Genomic DNA, 19563 nt, shown 5'->3' with positions numbered 1-19563 from the left:
AGTCTGATTAGGGGGACCTTAAATGTTAGAATTTGAAATGGATATGGATCAGTTAGCACAGATAAAAGTTATTGGTGTAGGCGGCGGAGGTAGTAACGCCGTTAACCGAATGATTGAAAACGGACTGCAAGGAGTAGAGTTTATTGCAGTTAATACAGATGCACAAGCCCTGCACTTATCAAAAGCTGAAACTAAACTTCAGCTAGGCGGGAAGTTAACACGCGGTCTTGGTGCAGGAGCAAATCCTGAAATCGGGAAAAAAGCGGCTGAAGAAAGCCGCGAGCATTTAGAAGAAGCACTTCAAGGTGCTGACATGGTATTTATCACTGCTGGAATGGGTGGTGGAACAGGAACTGGTGCAGCGCCTGTTATTGCAGAGGTTGCTAAAGAAATTGGAGCTTTAACAGTGGGTGTCGTTACACGTCCATTTACGTTTGAAGGCCGTAAACGTCAAACGCAGGCAGCTACAGGAATTCAAGCTTTGAAAGAAAAAGTAGATACACTTATTGTGATTCCGAATGACCGTCTTCTTGAAATTGTTGATAAAAACACACCGATGCTTGAAGCATTCCGTGAAGCAGATAACGTGCTTCGTCAAGGTGTCCAAGGTATTTCTGACTTAATTGCTGTACCTGGATTAATTAACCTTGACTTCGCCGATGTGAAAACAATCATGACAGATAAAGGTTCAGCATTAATGGGCATTGGGATTGCTACAGGTGAAAACAGAGCATCTGAAGCGGCTAAAAAAGCCATCTCAAGTCCATTACTTGAAACGTCTGTTGATGGCGCTCAAGGCGTTTTAATGAACATTACGGGTGGATCTAACTTAAGTTTATATGAAGTGCATGAAGCAGCTGAGATTGTTTCTGCCGCTTCTGATGCTGAAGTGAACATGATCTTTGGTTCCGTTATTAATGAGAATTTAAAAGATGAAATCGTTGTTACTGTTATTGCTACCGGATTTGATGACACTGAAAATAAACCTCAGCGTCAAACACCTCAAAATCAAATGAAACAACAGCAGCAGCAACAACAAGCAAAACCACAGCAAGAAGAACCTCAAAAAGAATCTAGGTTCCAGCAGCAACCGCCGCAGCCTCAAGATTCTTCTGACACATTAGATATTCCTACGTTCTTACGTAATCGTAGAAACCGTTCAAGATAACAAGGAAAGCATCAGCGCTTAGCGCTGATGCTTTTTTTATGTTTTATACACTTCGTCCAGAGATAGACAGATTCAGTGAAAATCTTTCAAAATTACATCGATTTACTCGTCATGAACTGACAGACTAATTAATAGACTTTATATATACTTAATTTCAAAAGAATGGTAAGAAGGGATGCGATGACTCTTTATCTTGATGTAATCTGGTTTCTTAATTTTTGTATTGATTATTTATTAATTGCCCTCACAGCTATTGTCCTAAAGAGACGATTTAACCGAATCCGGTTTATAGTTGGCGCGCTTTTTGCATCTTTGATTGTTTTTTTGATGTTCACACCATTAGGCGCTTTATTCTATCAGCCTTGGATGAAAGCAATCTATTCTATATTTATAGTCCTTATTGCATTTGGTTTTAAGAGATGGAGTTATTTCTTTCAGGGACTATTGATGTTTTACTTTGTCACCTTTATGACCGGTGGCGGATTGTTTGCTCTTCACTTTTTCTGGCAGACTGAAATTGATTTTCTAGCTGCTGTTTCCTCTCCTGCACAAGCCGGGTTTGGGAGCGGGGTCAGCTGGGTGTTTGTGGTCCTTGGATTTCCAATCGTATGGTATTTTTCTAAAGCTAGACTCGAGACGATTGAAGTAAAAAAAATACATTACGAGCAGCTAGCAACCGTTACGATTCACCTCTTCGACCAGTCTATTAAAACACAAGGACTGATAGATAGTGGCAATAAGCTGCATGATCCTATAACACGTGCGCCAGTCATGATCATTGAGACAACTTGCTTAGAGAAAATATTCGGACAAGAGGTCATTTCTGCTATCTCAACTTTAGACGTATTTAATGATTCAGATAGCGAATTATCAGATGAATGGATGAAGAGGACGAAGATTATTCCGTATAAAGTAATAGGACAGAGCAGTCCATTCCTAACAGCCATTAAACCAGATAGTGTCTCGATTGAACATGATGGACAAGTGTACCAGTCCAACCAAGTTTTAATTGGGCTTCAAGAAGAATCACTATCACCTGATCAAGCCTATCAATGTATCGTTCATCCCGCGCTTGTAAGACAACCCTCTATAAGCCCTGTCGCAAATTAAAGATTATTACCTTACATCATAGGAGGCGATTTTATTGTTAAAACTTAAATTAAGGCTATTGTGGTATCGAATTATGCACAAGCTGGGAATGAAGCCAGATGAGATTTATTATATCGGCGGCAGTGAAGCCTTGCCCCCGCCGCTTTCTAAAGAAGAAGAGGCCGTATTATTGAAGAAGCTACCGACGGGTGATAAAGCCGTGCGTTCGATGCTGATCGAGAGAAACCTGCGTCTTGTGGTGTATATTGCTAGGAAGTTTGAAAACACAGGAATTAATATTGAGGATCTAATCAGTATAGGAACCATAGGCCTCATAAAAGCGGTAAATACCTTTAATCCTGAAAAGAAAATTAAGCTCGCAACCTATGCTTCTCGTTGTATAGAAAATGAAATTCTGATGTATTTACGGAGGAACAATAAAACACGGTCTGAAGTGTCCTTTGATGAGCCTCTTAACATCGATTGGGATGGCAACGAGTTATTGTTGTCAGATGTACTTGGAACAGAAGAGGATATCATTACACGAGGAATTGAAGAAAAAGTAGATCGTAAATTATTAGTAAAAGCTCTTCATACGTTAAATGAACGTGAAAAGCAGATCATGGAGCTTCGTTTTGGACTTGCTGGGGAAGAAGAAAAAACACAGAAAGATGTGGCAGATATGCTTGGGATCTCTCAATCCTATATATCCCGTTTAGAAAAACGAATTATTAAACGACTACAAAAAGAGTTCAATAAAATGGTGTAAAAAATATTTTTACTGAAGTTTTCGTTTCGTATCAAGCTCTCTCCCCTTTAGTCAAAATTGACTGATTTTAGCTTGTGCATATTTTTCCCACCTAAGGAGATACTTTACTTGACATCATCTCCCGCGTTAGGAGGGAAAGAATTGACACGAAATAAAGTTGAAATCTGTGGGGTAGATACATCAAAGCTTCCAGTATTAAAAAACACCGAAATGCGCGATTTATTTACTCAGTTACAAAGTGGTGATGACAGTGCAAGAGAAGTGTTAGTTAATGGTAATTTACGTTTAGTGTTAAGCGTTATTCAACGATTCAACAATCGCGGGGAGTACGTCGATGATTTATTTCAAGTAGGTTGTATTGGGTTAATGAAATCAATTGACAACTTTGATTTAAGTCAAAATGTCAAATTTTCAACGTATGCAGTTCCTATGATTATTGGTGAAATAAGAAGGTATCTGCGTGATAATAATCCAATACGAGTTTCAAGGTCTTTGCGTGATATCGCGTATAAAGCGCTGCAGGTCAGAGATCAACTGATGGCTGAAAAAAAGCGTGAAAATGAGCCGACAGTACAAGAAATTGCCAAAGTTCTTGATGTGCCAAAAGAAGATGTGGTTTTTGCCCTTGATGCAATTCAGGATCCTGTCTCTTTGTTTGAGCCGATTTACAATGATGGGGGAGACCCAATCTTTGTAATGGATCAAATAAGTGATGATCGTAATAAAGATGTTAACTGGGTAGAAGAAATTGCATTAAAAGAAGCCATGATCCGCCTGAATGATCGAGAAAAAATGATTTTAAATATGCGCTTTTTCCAAGGGAAAACTCAAATGGAAGTCGCTGATGAAATTGGTATTTCACAAGCACAAGTATCCAGGTTAGAAAAGGCCGCTATCCAACAAATGAATAAGCATGCTCAAAGTTAACAGGTTTAGTAAACATATCAATCAGCAAAAGCCTCTTACGAACTAATTTCGTAAGGGCTTTTTGTCATTTTAACCCTTAGTCTCATTTAAACTTGTTCATAATTCATGGAACTAAGCGCATACAATGGGAGGAGAGGGTATGACTGAAAAAGAGGTGATGAGTCACATGATGAAAATATCTGATCTGCAGGCAAAAGATATCGTTAATATGGAGAATGGAAAAAGGCTGGGTCACTTAACTGATTTAGATATTAATTTACAAACAGGTGAAATTGAAGCAATGGTAATAAACGGGACGGGTAAGATGATGGGGCTTTTTGGCAGGGAAGAACAGGAAGTGATTATTCCATGGAAGAATATCATTAAGATTGGTTCCGATGTTATATTAGTTGAAGTACCAGAAGGGTTTAGACGGCCATTTACTAATATGAGCCAGCAAACGACAACAAGAAGGCGTTGAAAAAGGAATAAAGTCGTTTCTTGTAAGCGGTCAATTATGGTAAACTATAACCAAACTAAGTTTTTAGAAGCAGCAAGTCGGAGGTGGAACATAATGGGAGAGGTATTTAATGAAATCCACCCAGAATGTTTATCAGTAAAACAATGGCAAAACGAAAACTCAGATCTTGTTGCTGGTGTTACAACAAGAAAGGGCGGATTAAGCGAGCCGCCTTTTAATACCCTTAATATGGGGTTCCATGTGAATGATGAATCAGATTCTGTATTAAAAAATCGTGAGAGATTTGCTGAAATTATTTCCTTTCCTTTGAGTCAATGGGTAGGTTCAGAACAGGTTCATGGTTCAACAATACAAAAAGTAACAAAAGAAGACATGGGTTTAGGAGCAAGAACAATACAGGATGCGATTTCTGCTACAGATGGTTTGTATACCAAGGAGCGAGGAATTTTATTAACCAGCCTTTATGCAGATTGTGTACCTTTGCTTTTCTTTGCAAGAAACCACGCAAGAAACCACGCAAGAAACCACGGAATAATCGGTGTCGCCCATGCAGGCTGGAAGGGAACTGTCCAATTAATTGGTCCTAAGATGATTGAGAAATGGAACAATGATGAAGGAGTTCCTCTTAATGATATTCAGGTGGCTATTGCCCCTTGCATTAGTAAAGAGGCATACGAAGTTGATGATTTTGTTATTAATAAGGTACTTAATGCACTACCCTGTGCTGAAGAAAAAGTAGTTTACACAAAAAATGCAAATGGAAAATATCAATTAGATTTAAGATTATTAAATAAGCATTTATTAATTGAAGCTGGCATAGAAGAACGAAATATTTACGTTTCGTCTGTTTGTACAGCTAAAGATGACAGACTCTATTCATACCGGGCTGAATCAGGTAAAACAGGCAGATTTATGAGTTATATCGGCCTTAGGTAAATGGTTGGTAAGAAGAAAGTAAGGTGAAGTGAATATGTCAGTCAAGCAGAATTTTGACAAAATACAAAGTGAAATAGCGTCCATTTGTGCGCGGACCGGTAGAGATCCTGCCTCGGTAAATGTGGTAGCAGTGACCAAGTATGTCAGCAACGAGCGAGCAAAAGAGGCGATTGATGCAGGCGTTGTTCATTTAGGGGAAAATAGAGCGGAAGGCTTAGCTATGAAACTAGAAGACATTCAAGAACAGGTTTCTTGGCATTTTATAGGCTCCCTCCAATCAAAAAAAGTGAAAAAAGTAGTCCCTCACATTTCTTATCTGCATTCTCTTGATCGGATGTCGCTTGCTAAAGAATTGGACAAGCGTCTAGACAGTGAACTGGCATGTTTTGTTCAAGTAAATGTTTCAAAAGAAGAGTCAAAAGCAGGTCTTGATATAGAGGAAGTAGATGAGTTTATACAAGAGTTAGCAGCGTATCCTTCCTTGAAAATTATAGGCTTAATGACAATGGCGCCATATGTCAATGATCCCGAAGAGACAAGACCAATCTTTAAGGCATTAAAGAAACTTCAATTAGATATTCAGGCCAAAAACTATTCTCATGCTCCGTGTACAGAGCTCTCAATGGGAATGTCTAATGACTACCAAGTAGCTATTGAAGAAGGAGCAACCTTTATACGTATTGGCACATCACTTGTCGGCAATGAGAAAAAAGAAGTAAATTGATAAAAGAGTACAACTATTAAGAGGAGGGATGGTTTATGGGGATGAAAAAGAAATTTAAGCGATTTTTTGAATTAGAAGATGACGTAAGGGAATATGAAGAGGTTGTCGAAGAAGCTTCAGAAGATGAAATAGAGCCCACTCCCCAAAGAGGGAAAAAAAGCAGTGATAAGCAGCAGGCAGCAAATGTTGTAAGTCTTCAAAGTGTGCAAAAAGGTGCTAAAGTCATTTTAGTGGAACCTAGAACATATGATGAGGCACAGGAGATTGCTGACCATCTTAAAAGCCGCAAAGCCGTCATTATCAATTTACAACGCGTCTCCCATGACCAGGCAAAGCGGGTAGTCGATTTTTTGAGCGGGACAGTGTATGCTATTGGAGGAGACATTCAAAAGCTAGGTCAAAATATTTTCTTGTGTACGCCTGATAATGTAGATGTTTCAGGAACCATTACAGAAATGATGCAAGATCAGTTTGATCGTTAAGGTATGATAAAGGTGGTGAAGTATTCGTGCAAACAATAGGTGCATTGCTTTATAACGCAATGTATATATACTCATTTTTAATTATTGGATATATTCTTATGTCTTGGTTCCCGAATGCCCGTGAATCCTCTTTCGGGCAATTTTTAGGAAGCATTGTCGAGCCATATTTGGAACCATTCAGACGTTTTATCCCGCCGCTAGGTATGATTGATTTATCGCCGATTGTAGCGATTATTGTTCTACGTTTAGCGAGCGCGGGAGTTCTTGCCATTTTTAGTTAAGGTGAAGGATGCGGGAACCTTAATTGAAGGAGTTCGATTAAAGGAGTTCGTTCATGTCGATTTTTCAGCATTTTAGGGAAGAAGAAAGGCCATTTGTTGAACAAGTATTATCGTGGAAAGAGGAAGTAAGTGTGATGCATCAAGAGCGCAGAACGGATTTCCTTGACCCAAGAGAGCAAGATATTGTTCGATTAATTATTGGAAATGATGACGAGCTGTCTTATCAATTTTTTGGAGGAGCAGATGACTCTGAGAGAAAGCGAGCTTATCTTTGTCCTTCCTATTTAGAAATTGAACAATCTCATTTCAATTTAGCTTATTTTTCGATAAATTACCCTGCCAAATTCATTACGCTCACTCATTCTGATGTATTAGGATCTTTGATGAATATTGGGCTTAAACGAGAAAAGTTTGGGGATATCATGATTACTCAGGATGGTATTCAATTAGTTGTAGCAAGTGAAATCGCTGACTTCGTGAAAATGAATGTAGAGAAGATTGGTAAGGCTAGTATTGATTTAGTGCCTATTTCACTTGAACAACTAAAAACACCAGAAGATAAATGGACGGAGGAAAGTACGACCGTTTCCTCTATGAGGCTTGATGTCATCCTCTCAGAAATTTATAATCTTTCTCGTGCAAAAGTGAAGCCGTATATTGAAAGAGGCTTCGTTAAAGTGAATTGGCGGGTAACCGATCACGTGGACTTCTTAGTTAAAGAAGGAGATTACATATCTGTTCGTGGACACGGACGCAGTAAAGTGCTAGAACAATTAGGCCGGACAAAAAAAGATAAAATTAGAATTCGTTACGCGAGATTATTATAGTCAGATAATGATGTTTCCAATTATTTCTTTGTGGGAATAAAAGGTTTTACTCTTTTTTTGTCGAATATAAGAAAAATAAACTACAGAGTAATGAAAAAAGTGAAATTCCAAGAAAAGTTTAAAATTGGGGGTGGCAAAGGTGCCTTTAACACCATTAGATATTCACAACAAGGAATTTACCAGAGGTTTCAGAGGGTATGATGAAGATGAAGTCAATGAATTTCTTGATCAAGTCATTAAAGACTATGAAGCTGTGCTGCGTGAGAAGAAAGAATTGTTTGATCGAGTCACTGATCTAGATGAGAAACTTGAGCACTTTAAGAACATTGAAGAAACATTAAACAAGTCTATTCTAGTTGCTCAAGAGTCAGCAGAAGAAGTAAGGCGCAATGCGCAAAAAGAAGCTCAGTTAATCGTTAAAGAAGCTGAGAAGAATGCTGATCGTATTATTAATGATTCTTTATCAAAGTCCCGTAAAATCATGATTGAGATGGAAGAATTAAAAAAGCAGGCATCTGTTTATAAAATGCGATTTAAAATGTTAATTGAAGCACAATTAGAGATGTTAAAAACAGATGATTGGGACGAGTTTGTCGAACCAGAAGAACATGAATTGGAAAAAGAACAATCCTAATTCATTCATTTTCACTGTGCACCTTGCACAGCGCATCTCATTTAGCATATAATAATGATTACTTATATAGCATACGACAAGGATAAGGGATAGTATGTAAGGAATCTTAGAGAAGCGATTCAGGGGCGGTGCGAGCCTGAACTATAGATCTTTACAGAAAATCACCCTTTAGTTTTGCACCGAACGATGTTGATCCAGTAGGCTGCGACGTCACGTTCACGTTACGAATGCTAAGTGGAGAGAAATTGTTATTGCACGGTATTCAAGCATTACACTATTTCTTTTCATTAGGGTGGTACCACGGGTAAGTCTTCTCGTCCCTATTTGGGATGAGGGGACTTTTTTGTTTTTGTGCTATACGTTAGGAAGTTTCACATAAATGTTTCACAATTATCAAGTGGTGAAAACAACAAGGAGGAAATAAGGAATGGATTATAAACAAACGTTACTTATGCCAAAAACGGATTTCCCGATGCGCGGGAACTTACCGAACAATGAACCGAAACGTCAAGAAAAATGGAACGAGCAAGATATTTACAAAGCCGTGCAAAAAAGAACAGAAGGTCGTCCTCTATTTGTATTACATGATGGACCTCCTTATGCCAATGGCGATATTCACATGGGTCATGCTTTAAACAAAGTACTGAAAGACTTTATTGTTCGCTATAAATCAATGAATGGATTTCATGCTCCATATGTACCTGGTTGGGACACACATGGTCTGCCAATTGAAACAGCCTTAACTAAAAACGGTAAAGTAAAACGTAAGGAAATGACCGTTGCTGCTTTTCGTAAGCTTTGTGAAGAGTATGCACGTGAGCAAGTCAGCCGTCAGCGTGAACAATTTATGCGGTTAGGTGTCAGAGGAGATTGGTGGAACCCTTATGTAACTCTGGATAAAGAATATGAAGCTCAGCAAATTAAAGTATTCGGTGATATGGCTAAAAAAGGCTATATCTACAAAGGGAAAAAACCTGTTTATTGGTCCCCTTCTTCTGAATCTGCTTTAGCTGAAGCTGAAATTGAGTATCATGACAAACGTTCGCCTTCTATTTATGTGGCCTTTAATATTAAGGATGGTAAAAATGTTTTAGCTGGTGATGAAAAGATCATTATTTGGACAACAACTCCTTGGACGATCCCAGCAAACTTAGGAATTTCTGTACATCCTGAGCTTGATTACAACGTAGTCAAAGTGAATGACGAGAAATATGTGGTTGCAGCTGGCTTGCTTGAGAAGCTTCAAGCTGAATTTGAATGGGAGCAAGTAGAAGTTGAAAAAACGGTAAAAGGTCAAGAGCTTGAGCATGTTGTTGCCACCCACCCGATTTACGGACGTGATTCACTCGTTATGTGTGGAGACCATGTAACACTAGATGCTGGTACAGGTTGTGTTCATACAGCACCAGGACACGGGGAAGAAGATTATCTTGTCGGACAAAAGTATGGTCTCGATGTTTTATGCCCGGTTGATGATAAAGGGAATATGACAGAGGAAGCTCCTGGCTTTGAAGGAATGTTTTATGATCAGGCAAATAAGCCGATTACTGAAAAGCTCGATGAAGTGGGCGCATTAATGAAATTAACATTCATTACACACTCTTATGCTCATGATTGGAGAACAAAAAAGCCGGTAATCTATCGTGCTACAGCTCAATGGTTTGCTTCCATTGCTGATTTCCGAGATGAACTTCTTCAAGCGATTAACGATGTAGAATGGATCCCTTCATGGGGAGAAACAAGACTTTACAACATGGTTCGTGACCGTGGGGATTGGTGTATTTCGAGACAGCGTGCATGGGGTGTGCCTATTCCGGTATTTTACGGAGAAAATGGCGAGCCGATTATCACGGATGAAACGATCGATCATGTATCGGCTCTTTTCCGTGAACACGGGTCAAATATTTGGTTTGAATGGGATACAAAAGAGTTATTGCCTGAAGGCTTTACTTCAGAACATAGTCCAAACGGTGAATTTACTCGTGAAATGGATATTATGGATGTATGGTTTGACTCAGGTTCATCCCATCAAGCGGTACTTGAAGAACGAGCAGAATTAGCTCGCCCGGCAGATCTTTACCTTGAAGGTTCAGACCAATATCGCGGCTGGTTTAACTCTTCTTTATCAACTAGTGTAGCCGTAACTGGAAAAGCCCCATATAAAGGCGTACTAAGCCACGGGTTTGCTCTTGATGGGCAAGGGCGCAAGATGAGTAAGTCGGTAGGTAATGTTGTCGTTCCTAACGATGTCATGAAGCAATTGGGGGCGGACATTTTAAGGCTTTGGGTAGCTTCTGTCGATTATCAGTCTGATGTACGTGTTTCTGATAAGATTTTAAAGCAAGTATCTGAGTCTTACCGAAAGATTCGTAACACCTTCCGTTTCTTGCTCGGTAATTTACATGACTTCGATCCTGCTGTGAATCGTGTAAAGAACGAGGATCTTGATGGCGTTCATTTATTTATGCTTGTTAAATTAAATGAAGTGATTGAAAAGGTAAAAGATGCATATGATCAATACCAATTCTCTACTGTTTATCACACGATCCATAATTTCTGCACAATTGAATTAAGTTCGTTCTATATGGATCTTGCTAAAGACACTCTTTATATTGAACATGCAGATCACGCTGAGCGTCGTAAAATTCAAACGGTTATGTACGAAAGTGTTCTTACGTTAACGAAGCTAGTATCACCGATCCTATCTCATACTGCTGATGAAGTATGGGAAGAGATCCCTGCTGTAAGTGAAGCAAGTGTTCAGTTAACAGATATGCCTGAGGTCGAATCATTTGGTGATGTGGAACAATTGAAAGCCAAATGGCAGCACTTCATGGCTGTTCGTGATGATGTTCTTAAAGCATTAGAACAAGCAAGAAATGATAAGAGAATTGGTAAATCATTAACAGCTGCTGTTACATTATATGCAGATGGGAATGTATTAGAGTTATTAAACACTACACCTAATTTAGAGAAATTATTTATCGTCTCAGCGGTAGAGGTAAAAGCTGGCGTTGAGGCAGCACCTGAAGATGCTATGAGCTTTGATACTCTTCGTATCGTTGTTGAAAAAGCAGAAGGTGAAACATGTGAGCGCTGCTGGGTAGTTACACCGACAGTTGGAACAAGTGATTCTCACCCTGGACTGTGTAAGTCATGTGCAGAGACGGTTGAGACGCATTACAATAACTAACACTACAAATCACCACTTTTAATAGGTGGTGATTTTCTTCTGTTTACATCAATTGGCTGAGTTCTCTTTTCGTTGTTTTTACTAAGTTTGGTTAAGCTATAACAGAGCTTATCTGGAAGCTGAAAGCTCAAAAGGGGAGAATTATTATGCGGAATTGGAGTAAACAGAAAAGACAGCTAGAAGAAATGAAAAAGTCATTAGAAGCACGAATTGATTCAGATGCCCATGACGAATCAAAGCATGCATTATCAGCTTCAACTGGTGAATTATCACAATATGATAATCATCCCGCTGATACGGCAACGGATCTTTATGAGCGTGAGAAAGATACAGCGATATATGCGCATCTTGAAAAAGAACTAGCGGATGTCAATCAAGCGCTTGATAAAATTGAGAACGGAACATACGGTGTGTGTGCACGTACAGGGAGAGATATTCCTATTGAGCGGTTAGAAGCCAACCCAACCGCAACGACAACGGTTGAAGAGGCAAGAGCGCATATTGCTGATGATCGTCCTGTTGAAGAAGAGGTGCTGGATTCTTTTGGCCGCTACAACTATGACGATGATGATACAGAAACAGAGTTTGATGCAGAAGATGCATATCAATCAGTAGCCCGCTTTAATGAGAATTCGATGATTTATGAAGATGCCTCAATGGATGATGGGGATGAATTAATAGGGTATGTTGAAGAGCTAGAAGGGTTTCTCTCAACAGGAATAGAAGGGTATACTGGAGACGAGAATGTTCAGTTCCAGCGCAACGTGCATTATGATCACTATATGGATGAATTGTAGGGGGAGGACATCCCCCCTTTTTTGTGCTACAATGCATAAGTATGGAAACAAGTGAACAAGAGCGGAGGAACGAGTTTGATGTACTATATCATTGCCCTCATCGTGATTTTGATTGACCAAGTAACAAAATGGATTGTTGACACCTCAATGGAGATTGGTGAATCCATTTTAGTGATTGAGAATGTGTTATACATAACATCTCACCGTAATCAAGGGGCTGCCTTTGGTATTCTTCAAGGACAAATGTGGTTTTTCTATATTATTACGACAATCGTGATTATTGGAATTATTTATTACATGGAAAAAGAAGCAAAAGGTGATGTTTTATTTGCTACTTCCTTAGCACTAATTTTAGGCGGGGCTGTCGGTAACTTTATTGACCGCGTTTTTCGAGGAGAAGTTGTTGACTTTGTAGATACATTTATTTTTGGTTATAATTTCGCGATCTTTAACGTAGCAGATGCGGCTCTTTGTATAGGAGTCGGACTACTATTTATTAAAATGTTTCAAGATGAGCGAAGGAAGAAGGAGACAGCTTAAATGGAAGAAATTCAATGGACAATTTTAGAAGAGAATAAAAACGAACGAATTGATAAATTTCTAACTGCTCAAAATGGTGAGTGGTCAAGATCTCAAGTGCAACAATGGATCAAAGACGGTCAAGTCCAAGTTAATGGAAAGGCCACTAAATCTAATTATAAAATGCAAGTAGAAGACCAAGTGACTTTATCTATTCCTGAGCCTGAAGAGTTAGACGTTATTGCAGAAGATATTCCATTAGATGTCGTGTATGAAGATGCAGATGTCATTGTGGTGAATAAACCGCGCGGTATGGTTGTACACCCAGCTCCAGGCCACTATACAGGTACACTGGTAAATGCCTTGCTGCATCATTGTAAAGATTTGTCTGGGATCAACGGTGTTATTAGGCCGGGAATTGTACACAGAATTGATAAAGATACGTCTGGATTACTGATGGTAGCAAAAAATGATCATGCACATGAATCATTAGTGAGCCAGTTAAAAGCAAAAACAACCAAACGTCATTACAAAGCGATTGTGCATGGGGTCATCCCGCACCAACACGGAACGATTGAGGCGCCAATTGGTCGTGATAAAAAAGATCGTCAAAGCATGACCGTAACAGAAGATAACAGCCGCGATGCAGTGACTCACTTTACTGTACTCGAATGTTTTAAAGACTTTACGTATGTTCAGTGTGAATTAGAAACAGGACGCACCCACCAAATTCGTGTTCACATGAAGTACATTGGATATCCTTTAGCTGGAGATCCTAAATACGGTCCGAAAAAGAAAACACTCGAGATTGAAGGTCAGGCTCTGCATGCGGCAACGTTAGGTTTCACCCATCCTAGAACAGGGGAGGAGCTAGAGTTTTCTGCCCCTATCCCAGAAGATATGGAACATCTGCTTCATTATTTACGAAAGAAGTAATTGACACCTGCGCTTTATTCTGCGATAATGAAATCAATCAAATAGTCCTTTAATAAAGTCCCGTGAGGCTTAGAAGGAAACGGAATGATTGTGGGATAAGTGTATCTGCTTATCACACATCACAAAGCTGTACGTTTACCTCTAGCCTGCTTGGCTGGAGGTTTTTTTATGCCGGCATCATGGTAGTTAATGGATCATAAGAAGGTGAGAAAAATGAGTCGAGTGATTTTAGATGAACAAGCTGTAAGGCGAGCAACTACACGAATTGCTCATGAGATTATTGAGCGAAATAAAGGAGTAGAGCGCTGCGTCTTAGTAGGTATAAAAACACGCGGAATCTACTTAGCTAGGAGACTTGCTGAGCGAATTGAGCAAATTGAAGGCGTGAAGGTTGAAGTAGGAGAGGTCGATATCACGCTCTACAGAGATGACTTGTCGCATAAGTCAGAGACGGATGAACCGGTCCTGCAGGGAACGGACATTCCAATTGATATTACCAACCGCAAAGTGATCTTAATTGATGATGTATTATATACCGGAAGAACAGTTAGAGCTGCACTCGATGCATTAATTGATTTAGGCAGGCCGGAGCAGATTCAACTAGCGGTTCTTATTGATCGAGGCCATCGCGAGCTGCCGATCCGCCCTGATTATGTAGGAAAGAATGTACCGACATCTAAAAGTGAAAAAATCGTTGCTAAGCTCAGTGAAGTGGATGCAATGGATGAGGTCACAATCGAACAACGAACAGAATAAACAATAAGCAGAATAAACGAACATAAAAATACAATGTACACAGCAAAAAACCTCATACGTATACCTCTTTAACCCAGTCCTGCGAGGCTGACAAGAGGGTAAATCCTTACATAGAGTCTGACGGCTAAAGTCAACTTTGTTAGGTGAAACCTCTTTGTCATACGCAAAGAGGTTTTTTGTTTGGAGAAACGAGGAGGAATCATCATGAAACAACAAACAGAAATCGGAATTAGAGAGATACCCCGTTTTGACAAATGGTTCGTATTAAGTCTTCAACATTTATGTGCCATGTTTGGAGCAACCATTCTTGTTCCATTTTTAGTCGGCTTATCTCCATCCGTTGCCCTATTATCAAGCGGTCTCGGAACATTAGCTTACTTGCTGATCACAAAAGGTCAGGTGCCAGCGTATCTAGGGTCATCCTTTGCCTTCATTGCACCAATTCTTGCTGCCACATCGCTTGGCGGACCAGAAGGAGCAATGCTTGGAAGTTTCTTAGCAGGTCTTGTTTACGGAGCTGTTGCTTTATTAATCAAAACGAGCGGAGTAGGCTGGATTATGAAACTCTTGCCACCGATTGTAGTTGGTCCTGTTATTATCGTAATCGGTCTTGGGTTAGCAGGAGTCGCAATTGATATGGCGATGTATATACCTGGCCTTGATGAACAAGTTTACAGCACAACCCATTTTACAACAGCACTAGTAACACTGTTAATTACCATTATCGTTTCAATGTTCTTTAAAGGGTTCCTAGGTCTTGTACCAATCATGTTTGGAATTATCGGAGGGTACTTATTCGCTTATACTCAAGGAATGGTTGATTTTACTCCTGTAAGAGAGGCAGCTTGGATTGCTGCACCAGAAATGCTGATCCCATTTGTCAGCTACACACCGCAGTGGTCATGGGCGATCGCCTTCATTATGATGCCGATTGCGGTTGTCACAATCGCTGAACATATCGGTGATCAAATGGTATTGAGTAAAGTCGTTGGCAAGAATTTTATTAAGAAACCAGGCCTGCACCGATCTATTCTTGGAGACGGAGTGGCAACAATGATTGCTTCATTCATCGGGGGGCCGCCAAATACGACTTATGGTGAAAATATTGGCGTATTAGCGATTACAAGAGTGTTTAGTGTGTTTGTTATCGGCGGTGCAGCAACACTAGCAATCGGGTTTGCCTTCATCGGAAAAATTTCAGCACTTATCTCTACGATTCCGACTGCTGTTATGGGTGGTGTATCGATCCTCTTGTTCGGTGTGATCGCATCATCAGGTCTTAGAATGTTAATCGATAACAATATTAACCTCGGCAGTAAACGAAACTTAATTATCTCATCAGTAATTCTAGTCATTGGAATCGGCGGAGCATTCATTCAAGTAACTGATGAAATTCAACTAGCAGGCATGGCGCTTGCAACCATTATCGGAATGCTTCTTCACTTGGTGCTTCCGAATAAAGAAGAAAGCTACAGCAAAAAAGATCCATTTGCTGAAGATGAAAAACAGGCAGCTTAAAAAACAAGTTGCTTAATATGTTGCTACACCTTTAAAGAAGTACAGAGAGACTTCAAAGGAATAGTGCAAGAAGGAGAGGCCCCAACAGACCTCCCTGCTTCTCTATACCCTGAGAGTCCTCTCTCAGGGTTTTTTGTATAAAAATGGATGTAAATAAGGAGGCATTTAGCGATGCAGATGAGCTTAGAGAAGGTAAGTGTGAGAGGACTTCATACAATGACGGATTTGACTCTTCAAGAGATTGACTGGATTTTAGCTGAGGCTGAAGCATTCTCCGAGGGAATGAGCTGGAGACCTTTAAATCAACTGTTTGTTGCCAACATATTTTTTGAGCCGAGCACCCGTACAAAAATGAGTTTTGAAGTTGCTGAACGAAAGCTTGGACTAGAAATTCTCTCTTTTGACGGAGAAACATCAAGCGTACAAAAAGGAGAAACTCTGTATGATACAGCTAAAACACTTGAGTCAATCGGTGCGAACGCTCTAGTCATCAGACATCCGCAAAATGAGTATTACGAAGAAATCAAAAGTAAGCTCGAAATTCCAGTCATAAATGCAGGGGATGGATGCGGTCAGCACCCTACACAATCACTGTTAGACCTTCTTACGATTAAACAAGAGTTTGGAACATTTCAAGGTCTCAGGGTCGTAATCTGCGGTGATCTCAGGCATAGCCGCGTCGCACGTTCTAATGCAGAAATCTTAACCAGATTAGGTGCAAATGTGATGATCTCTGGACCAAAAGAATGGATGGAAGGTTTCGGCAGCCTCTATCGTTATATTTCAATGGACACAGCAGCTGAGAAGTCTGATGTCATGATGCTGCTTCGAATCCAAAATGAACGCCATCAACAAAATAATGCACTTACAAATGAGTTTTATCATAGCCGCTTTGGATTAACAGTTGAAAGAGAAGCAAGAATGCAAAAACATGCCATTATTATGCATCCGGCACCTGTAAATAGAGGGGTAGAAATTGCAAGTGAGTTAGTTGAATCAAGACGGTCTAGAATTTTTAAACAGATGCAAAATGGAGTCTATGTTCGTATGGCAGTCCTAAAGCGTGCATTAGAACAAAATCAATAAGATAAAATCAATAAAACAAAATCAATAATTGGGGGAATGAATGATGATTACAACATTAAAAAACGGCTTCATCTTATCAGAATCTGGTGAATTAGTAAGAGCAGATGTTTCTTTTGAAAATGGAAAAGTAGTGAGCACCATCCCCAATGATGCAGAGCAACAGATCATCGATGTGGCAGGAAAGTTAATCACTCCAGGATTTGTTGATGTGCATGTACACCTTCGTGAGCCCGGCGGTGAAAAGAAAGAAACGATCGAGACGGGAACTAAAGCGGCAGCAAGAGGTGGATTCACGACCATTTGTGCAATGCCTAATACAAGACCTACACCTGACACAAAGGAACAACTTAACTGGATGAATGATCGCATTAAAGAGACAGCAAGTGTTAATGTAATGCCTTATGCAGCGATTACGACACGATTGCTTGGCCGTGAATTAACCAATTTCGAAGAGTTAAAAGAGTCAGGTGCATTCGCATTCACTGATGATGGTGTTGGAATCCAGTCAGCTAGCATGATGCTAGAAGCGATGAGAAAGGCAGCAGCACTTGATATGGCGATTGTTGCTCACTGTGAAGAAAATACACTTATTCAAAATGGTTCAGTACATGAAGGACGTTTCTCTAAAGAAAATGGCTTGAATGGCATTCCTTCAGTATGTGAATCCGTACATATTGCAAGAGACGTGCTGCTCGCCGAAGCTGCAGGTGTTCATTATCATGTATGTCATATCTCAACAAAAGAATCAGTCCGAGTGGTACGTGATGCCAAACGCGCTGGTATACGAGTAACAGCAGAAGTAACACCGCACCACTTGCTCCTATGTGAGGACGACATTGACGGGCTGGATGCAAACTATAAAATGAATCCTCCCCTTCGCAGCAAGGAAGATCAGGAGGCATTAATTGAGGGACTGCTAGATGGAACGATCGACTTCATTGCGACTGATCATGCACCGCATACAGCTGAAGAGAAAGCACAAGGAATCGAACGTGCACCATTTGGCATTGTAGGTCTTGAAACTGCATTTACCTTACTAAATACACATCTAGTGAAGAAGAACGTGATTACATTAAAACAGCTGATTGATTGGCTGACAGTAGCACCAGCCAAAACATTTAAGCTGAATGCGGGTGGATTAAAAGAAGGTGCTGCGGCAGACCTTTGTGTGATTGACTTAGAGCAGGTGGAAACGATTAACCCAGATGATTTTGCATCTAAAGGTAAAAATACACCTTTTAAAGGCTGGAAGACAACAGGGTGGCCGATGATGACATTTGTTGGCGGTGAACTTGTATGGGAAAAGGAGCGTGTAAAGTAATGAAAAGACAATTAATTTTAGAGGATGGGACGTATTTTGTGGGCAGAGGATTTGGAGCAGATACGGAACTTAAAGGAGAAGTAGTCTTTAATACAGGAATGACAGGTTATCAGGAAATATTATCTGATCCTTCTTACTGCGGTCAAATTGTTACATTGACTTACCCGCTGATTGGAAACTACGGAATCAATCGTGATGATTTTGAATCAATTACACCTGCCATTCATGGTTTGATTGTGAGAGAAGTAGAGCGCGAGCCTAGCCATTGGAAGAATGAAGAATCACTTCATACATTTCTTCAGGCAAGAGGAATCCCAGGATTAGAAGGAATCGACACACGTAAGCTTACTCGATTAATTCGTGAGCACGGTACCTTAAGAGGGCGCATTTGTTCAATGGATGTAGATCGTGAAGAAATCGTACAAGAGCTTTCAAACAGTGGATGGCAGCACGATCAAGTTGAAACGGTTTCTGTAAGAGATGCGTACCATGCACCAGGCAAAGAAGAACGAATTGTGTTGGTCGACTTCGGTATGAAGCATGGCATTTTACAGTCATTAATCGAGCGACATTGTGATGTGGTTGTTGTGCCATATGACACGAGTGCAGAAGAAATTCTCAGACTAAGACCGGATGGGATTTTACTAAGTAATGGCCCAGGTAATCCAGAAGATGTACCTCAAGCAATCACGATGATTCAAGAACTTTTAGGGAAGGTGCCGATCTTTGGCATTTGTCTAGGACATCAGCTTTTAGCACTTGCTTCAGGTGCAACGACAAGTAAATTACGCTTTGGCCACCGTGGCTCTAACCACCCAGTAAGAGAAATTTCCACTGGCAAAATCGATATTACTGCTCAAAACCATGGCTATACGGTTGATAAAGAGAGTTTAGTAAACACAAGACTTGAAATGACACATGAGGCTGTAAATGATGGAACAGTAGAAGGATTGAAGCATCTCGATTATCCAGCTTTTAGTGTTCAATATCATCCAGAAGCATCACCAGGTCCTGAAGATGCAAGTTATCTATTTGATGCATTTTTACACATGATAGCGGAAGAGAAAAAGTCAAAAGAAATTCAAGCAATCTAAATTAAGCACCTAATGCATCGACAGATCATCATATTACAAAGGAAAT

20 protein-coding genes and 1 other annotated feature are annotated in these 19563 nt (G+C 40.0%); all 20 genes read left to right on the top strand.

From position 1 onward, the window contains the following. Window positions 1–22: 22 nt before the first annotated feature. The 20 genes from ftsZ to A33I_RS09590 all read left to right on the top strand — a co-directional run bounded on the left by ftsZ (window position 23) and on the right by A33I_RS09590 (window position 19517). Complete coding sequence (ftsZ, locus tag A33I_RS09685) at window positions 23–1168, top strand: cell division protein FtsZ (RefSeq protein ID WP_022628243.1); 1146 nt, start codon at window positions 23–25, stop codon at window positions 1166–1168. Between the two features lie 180 nt (window positions 1169–1348). Beyond that, window positions 1349–2278, top strand: coding sequence for a sigma-E processing peptidase SpoIIGA (gene spoIIGA / locus A33I_RS09680; protein WP_022628242.1), 930 nt, complete (start codon window positions 1349–1351; stop codon window positions 2276–2278). A gap of 34 nt (window positions 2279–2312) precedes the next feature. Next, window positions 2313–3026 (top strand): RNA polymerase sporulation sigma factor SigE, encoded by a 714-nt coding sequence (sigE, locus tag A33I_RS09675; protein WP_012959477.1) that lies wholly within the window; start codon window positions 2313–2315, stop codon window positions 3024–3026. Window positions 3027–3083: 57 nt separating this feature from the next. Continuing rightward, window positions 3084–3953 carry an RNA polymerase sporulation sigma factor SigG gene (gene sigG, locus A33I_RS09670; protein WP_420796756.1) on the top strand — a complete coding sequence of 290 codons (870 nt, stop codon included), beginning with the start codon at window positions 3084–3086 and terminating at the stop codon, window positions 3951–3953. A 166-nt stretch (window positions 3954–4119) separates the two neighbouring features. Then, complete coding sequence (locus tag A33I_RS09665) at window positions 4120–4413, top strand: YlmC/YmxH family sporulation protein (protein WP_051320832.1); 294 nt, start codon at window positions 4120–4122, stop codon at window positions 4411–4413. A 93-nt stretch (window positions 4414–4506) separates the two neighbouring features. Then, entirely contained in the window at window positions 4507–5349 is an 843-nt protein-coding gene (gene pgeF / locus A33I_RS09660) for a peptidoglycan editing factor PgeF (protein ID WP_022628239.1), read from the top strand. Between the two features lie 34 nt (window positions 5350–5383). After that, window positions 5384–6073: a YggS family pyridoxal phosphate-dependent enzyme gene (locus tag A33I_RS09655; RefSeq protein ID WP_022628238.1), complete on the top strand. Its 690-nt coding sequence runs from the start codon at window positions 5384–5386 to the stop codon at window positions 6071–6073. A 35-nt stretch (window positions 6074–6108) separates the two neighbouring features. Beyond that, window positions 6109–6555 carry a cell division protein SepF gene (locus A33I_RS09650; RefSeq protein WP_012959472.1) on the top strand — a complete coding sequence of 149 codons (447 nt, stop codon included), beginning with the start codon at window positions 6109–6111 and terminating at the stop codon, window positions 6553–6555. A gap of 26 nt (window positions 6556–6581) precedes the next feature. Next, window positions 6582–6836 carry a YggT family protein gene (locus A33I_RS09645; protein WP_012959471.1) on the top strand — a complete coding sequence of 85 codons (255 nt, stop codon included), beginning with the start codon at window positions 6582–6584 and terminating at the stop codon, window positions 6834–6836. A 53-nt stretch (window positions 6837–6889) separates the two neighbouring features. Continuing rightward, complete coding sequence (locus tag A33I_RS09640) at window positions 6890–7663, top strand: YlmH family RNA-binding protein (protein WP_022628237.1); 774 nt, start codon at window positions 6890–6892, stop codon at window positions 7661–7663. 139 nt (window positions 7664–7802) lie between these two features. After that, window positions 7803–8297, top strand: coding sequence for a DivIVA domain-containing protein (locus tag A33I_RS09635; RefSeq protein WP_012959469.1), 495 nt, complete (start codon window positions 7803–7805; stop codon window positions 8295–8297). Window positions 8298–8367: 70 nt separating this feature from the next. Next, window positions 8368–8622, top strand: a binding site (T-box leader). A gap of 102 nt (window positions 8623–8724) precedes the next feature. After that, window positions 8725–11490 (top strand): isoleucine--tRNA ligase, encoded by a 2766-nt coding sequence (ileS, locus tag A33I_RS09630; protein ID WP_022628236.1) that lies wholly within the window; start codon window positions 8725–8727, stop codon window positions 11488–11490. Between the two features lie 146 nt (window positions 11491–11636). After that, window positions 11637–12287, top strand: coding sequence for a TraR/DksA C4-type zinc finger protein (locus tag A33I_RS09625; RefSeq protein ID WP_022628235.1), 651 nt, complete (start codon window positions 11637–11639; stop codon window positions 12285–12287). A gap of 75 nt (window positions 12288–12362) precedes the next feature. Then, entirely contained in the window at window positions 12363–12827 is a 465-nt protein-coding gene (gene lspA / locus A33I_RS09620) for a signal peptidase II (RefSeq protein ID WP_031311540.1), read from the top strand. Then, entirely contained in the window at window positions 12828–13742 is a 915-nt protein-coding gene (locus A33I_RS09615; RefSeq protein WP_022628234.1) for an RluA family pseudouridine synthase, read from the top strand. Between the two features lie 189 nt (window positions 13743–13931). Continuing rightward, window positions 13932–14498 (top strand): bifunctional pyr operon transcriptional regulator/uracil phosphoribosyltransferase PyrR, encoded by a 567-nt coding sequence (pyrR, locus tag A33I_RS09610; protein WP_022628233.1) that lies wholly within the window; start codon window positions 13932–13934, stop codon window positions 14496–14498. 204 nt (window positions 14499–14702) lie between these two features. Next, a complete protein-coding gene (locus tag A33I_RS09605) occupies window positions 14703–16016 on the top strand; it encodes a solute carrier family 23 protein (RefSeq protein WP_022628232.1) in 1314 nt (437 codons plus the stop codon). A gap of 198 nt (window positions 16017–16214) precedes the next feature. Continuing rightward, window positions 16215–17102, top strand: a complete 888-nt coding sequence (locus tag A33I_RS09600) for an aspartate carbamoyltransferase catalytic subunit (protein WP_152976461.1) — start codon at window positions 16215–16217, stop codon at window positions 17100–17102. A gap of 43 nt (window positions 17103–17145) precedes the next feature. Continuing rightward, window positions 17146–18423, top strand: a complete 1278-nt coding sequence (locus A33I_RS09595; RefSeq protein WP_022628230.1) for a dihydroorotase — start codon at window positions 17146–17148, stop codon at window positions 18421–18423. Then, entirely contained in the window at window positions 18423–19517 is a 1095-nt protein-coding gene (locus A33I_RS09590; protein WP_022628229.1) for a carbamoyl phosphate synthase small subunit, read from the top strand. Before A33I_RS09595 ends, A33I_RS09590 begins: the two co-directional genes overlap by 1 nt. The last annotated feature ends 46 nt before the right edge of the window (window positions 19518–19563 follow it).

This window comes from Alkalihalophilus marmarensis DSM 21297 (assembly GCF_000474275.2).
Lineage (GTDB): Bacteria > Bacillota > Bacilli > Bacillales > Bacillaceae_D > Alkalihalophilus > Alkalihalophilus marmarensis.
Note: the sequence above shows the minus strand (reverse complement) of the source record. Positions and strands in the feature narration are given on the sequence as shown.

Excerpts from the sequence above, each read along its gene's own strand:
- ftsZ (WP_022628243.1), top strand. The coding sequence starts at position 23 with ATGTTAGAATTTGAAATGGATATGGATCAGTTAGCACAGATAAAAGTT.
- spoIIGA (WP_022628242.1), top strand. The coding sequence starts at position 1,349 with ATGACTCTTTATCTTGATGTAATCTGGTTTCTTAATTTTTGTATTGAT.
- A33I_RS09665 (WP_051320832.1), top strand. The coding sequence starts at position 4,120 with ATGATGAAAATATCTGATCTGCAGGCAAAAGATATCGTTAATATGGAG.
- pgeF (WP_022628239.1), top strand. The coding sequence starts at position 4,507 with ATGGGAGAGGTATTTAATGAAATCCACCCAGAATGTTTATCAGTAAAA.
- A33I_RS09655 (WP_022628238.1), top strand. The coding sequence starts at position 5,384 with ATGTCAGTCAAGCAGAATTTTGACAAAATACAAAGTGAAATAGCGTCC.
- A33I_RS09650 (WP_012959472.1), top strand. The coding sequence starts at position 6,109 with ATGGGGATGAAAAAGAAATTTAAGCGATTTTTTGAATTAGAAGATGAC.
- A33I_RS09640 (WP_022628237.1), top strand. The coding sequence starts at position 6,890 with ATGTCGATTTTTCAGCATTTTAGGGAAGAAGAAAGGCCATTTGTTGAA.
- ileS (WP_022628236.1), top strand. The coding sequence starts at position 8,725 with ATGGATTATAAACAAACGTTACTTATGCCAAAAACGGATTTCCCGATG.
- A33I_RS09625 (WP_022628235.1), top strand. The coding sequence starts at position 11,637 with ATGCGGAATTGGAGTAAACAGAAAAGACAGCTAGAAGAAATGAAAAAG.
- A33I_RS09615 (WP_022628234.1), top strand. The coding sequence starts at position 12,828 with ATGGAAGAAATTCAATGGACAATTTTAGAAGAGAATAAAAACGAACGA.
- pyrR (WP_022628233.1), top strand. The coding sequence starts at position 13,932 with ATGGATCATAAGAAGGTGAGAAAAATGAGTCGAGTGATTTTAGATGAA.
- A33I_RS09605 (WP_022628232.1), top strand. The coding sequence starts at position 14,703 with ATGAAACAACAAACAGAAATCGGAATTAGAGAGATACCCCGTTTTGAC.
- A33I_RS09595 (WP_022628230.1), top strand. The coding sequence starts at position 17,146 with ATGATTACAACATTAAAAAACGGCTTCATCTTATCAGAATCTGGTGAA.
- A33I_RS09590 (WP_022628229.1), top strand. The coding sequence starts at position 18,423 with ATGAAAAGACAATTAATTTTAGAGGATGGGACGTATTTTGTGGGCAGA.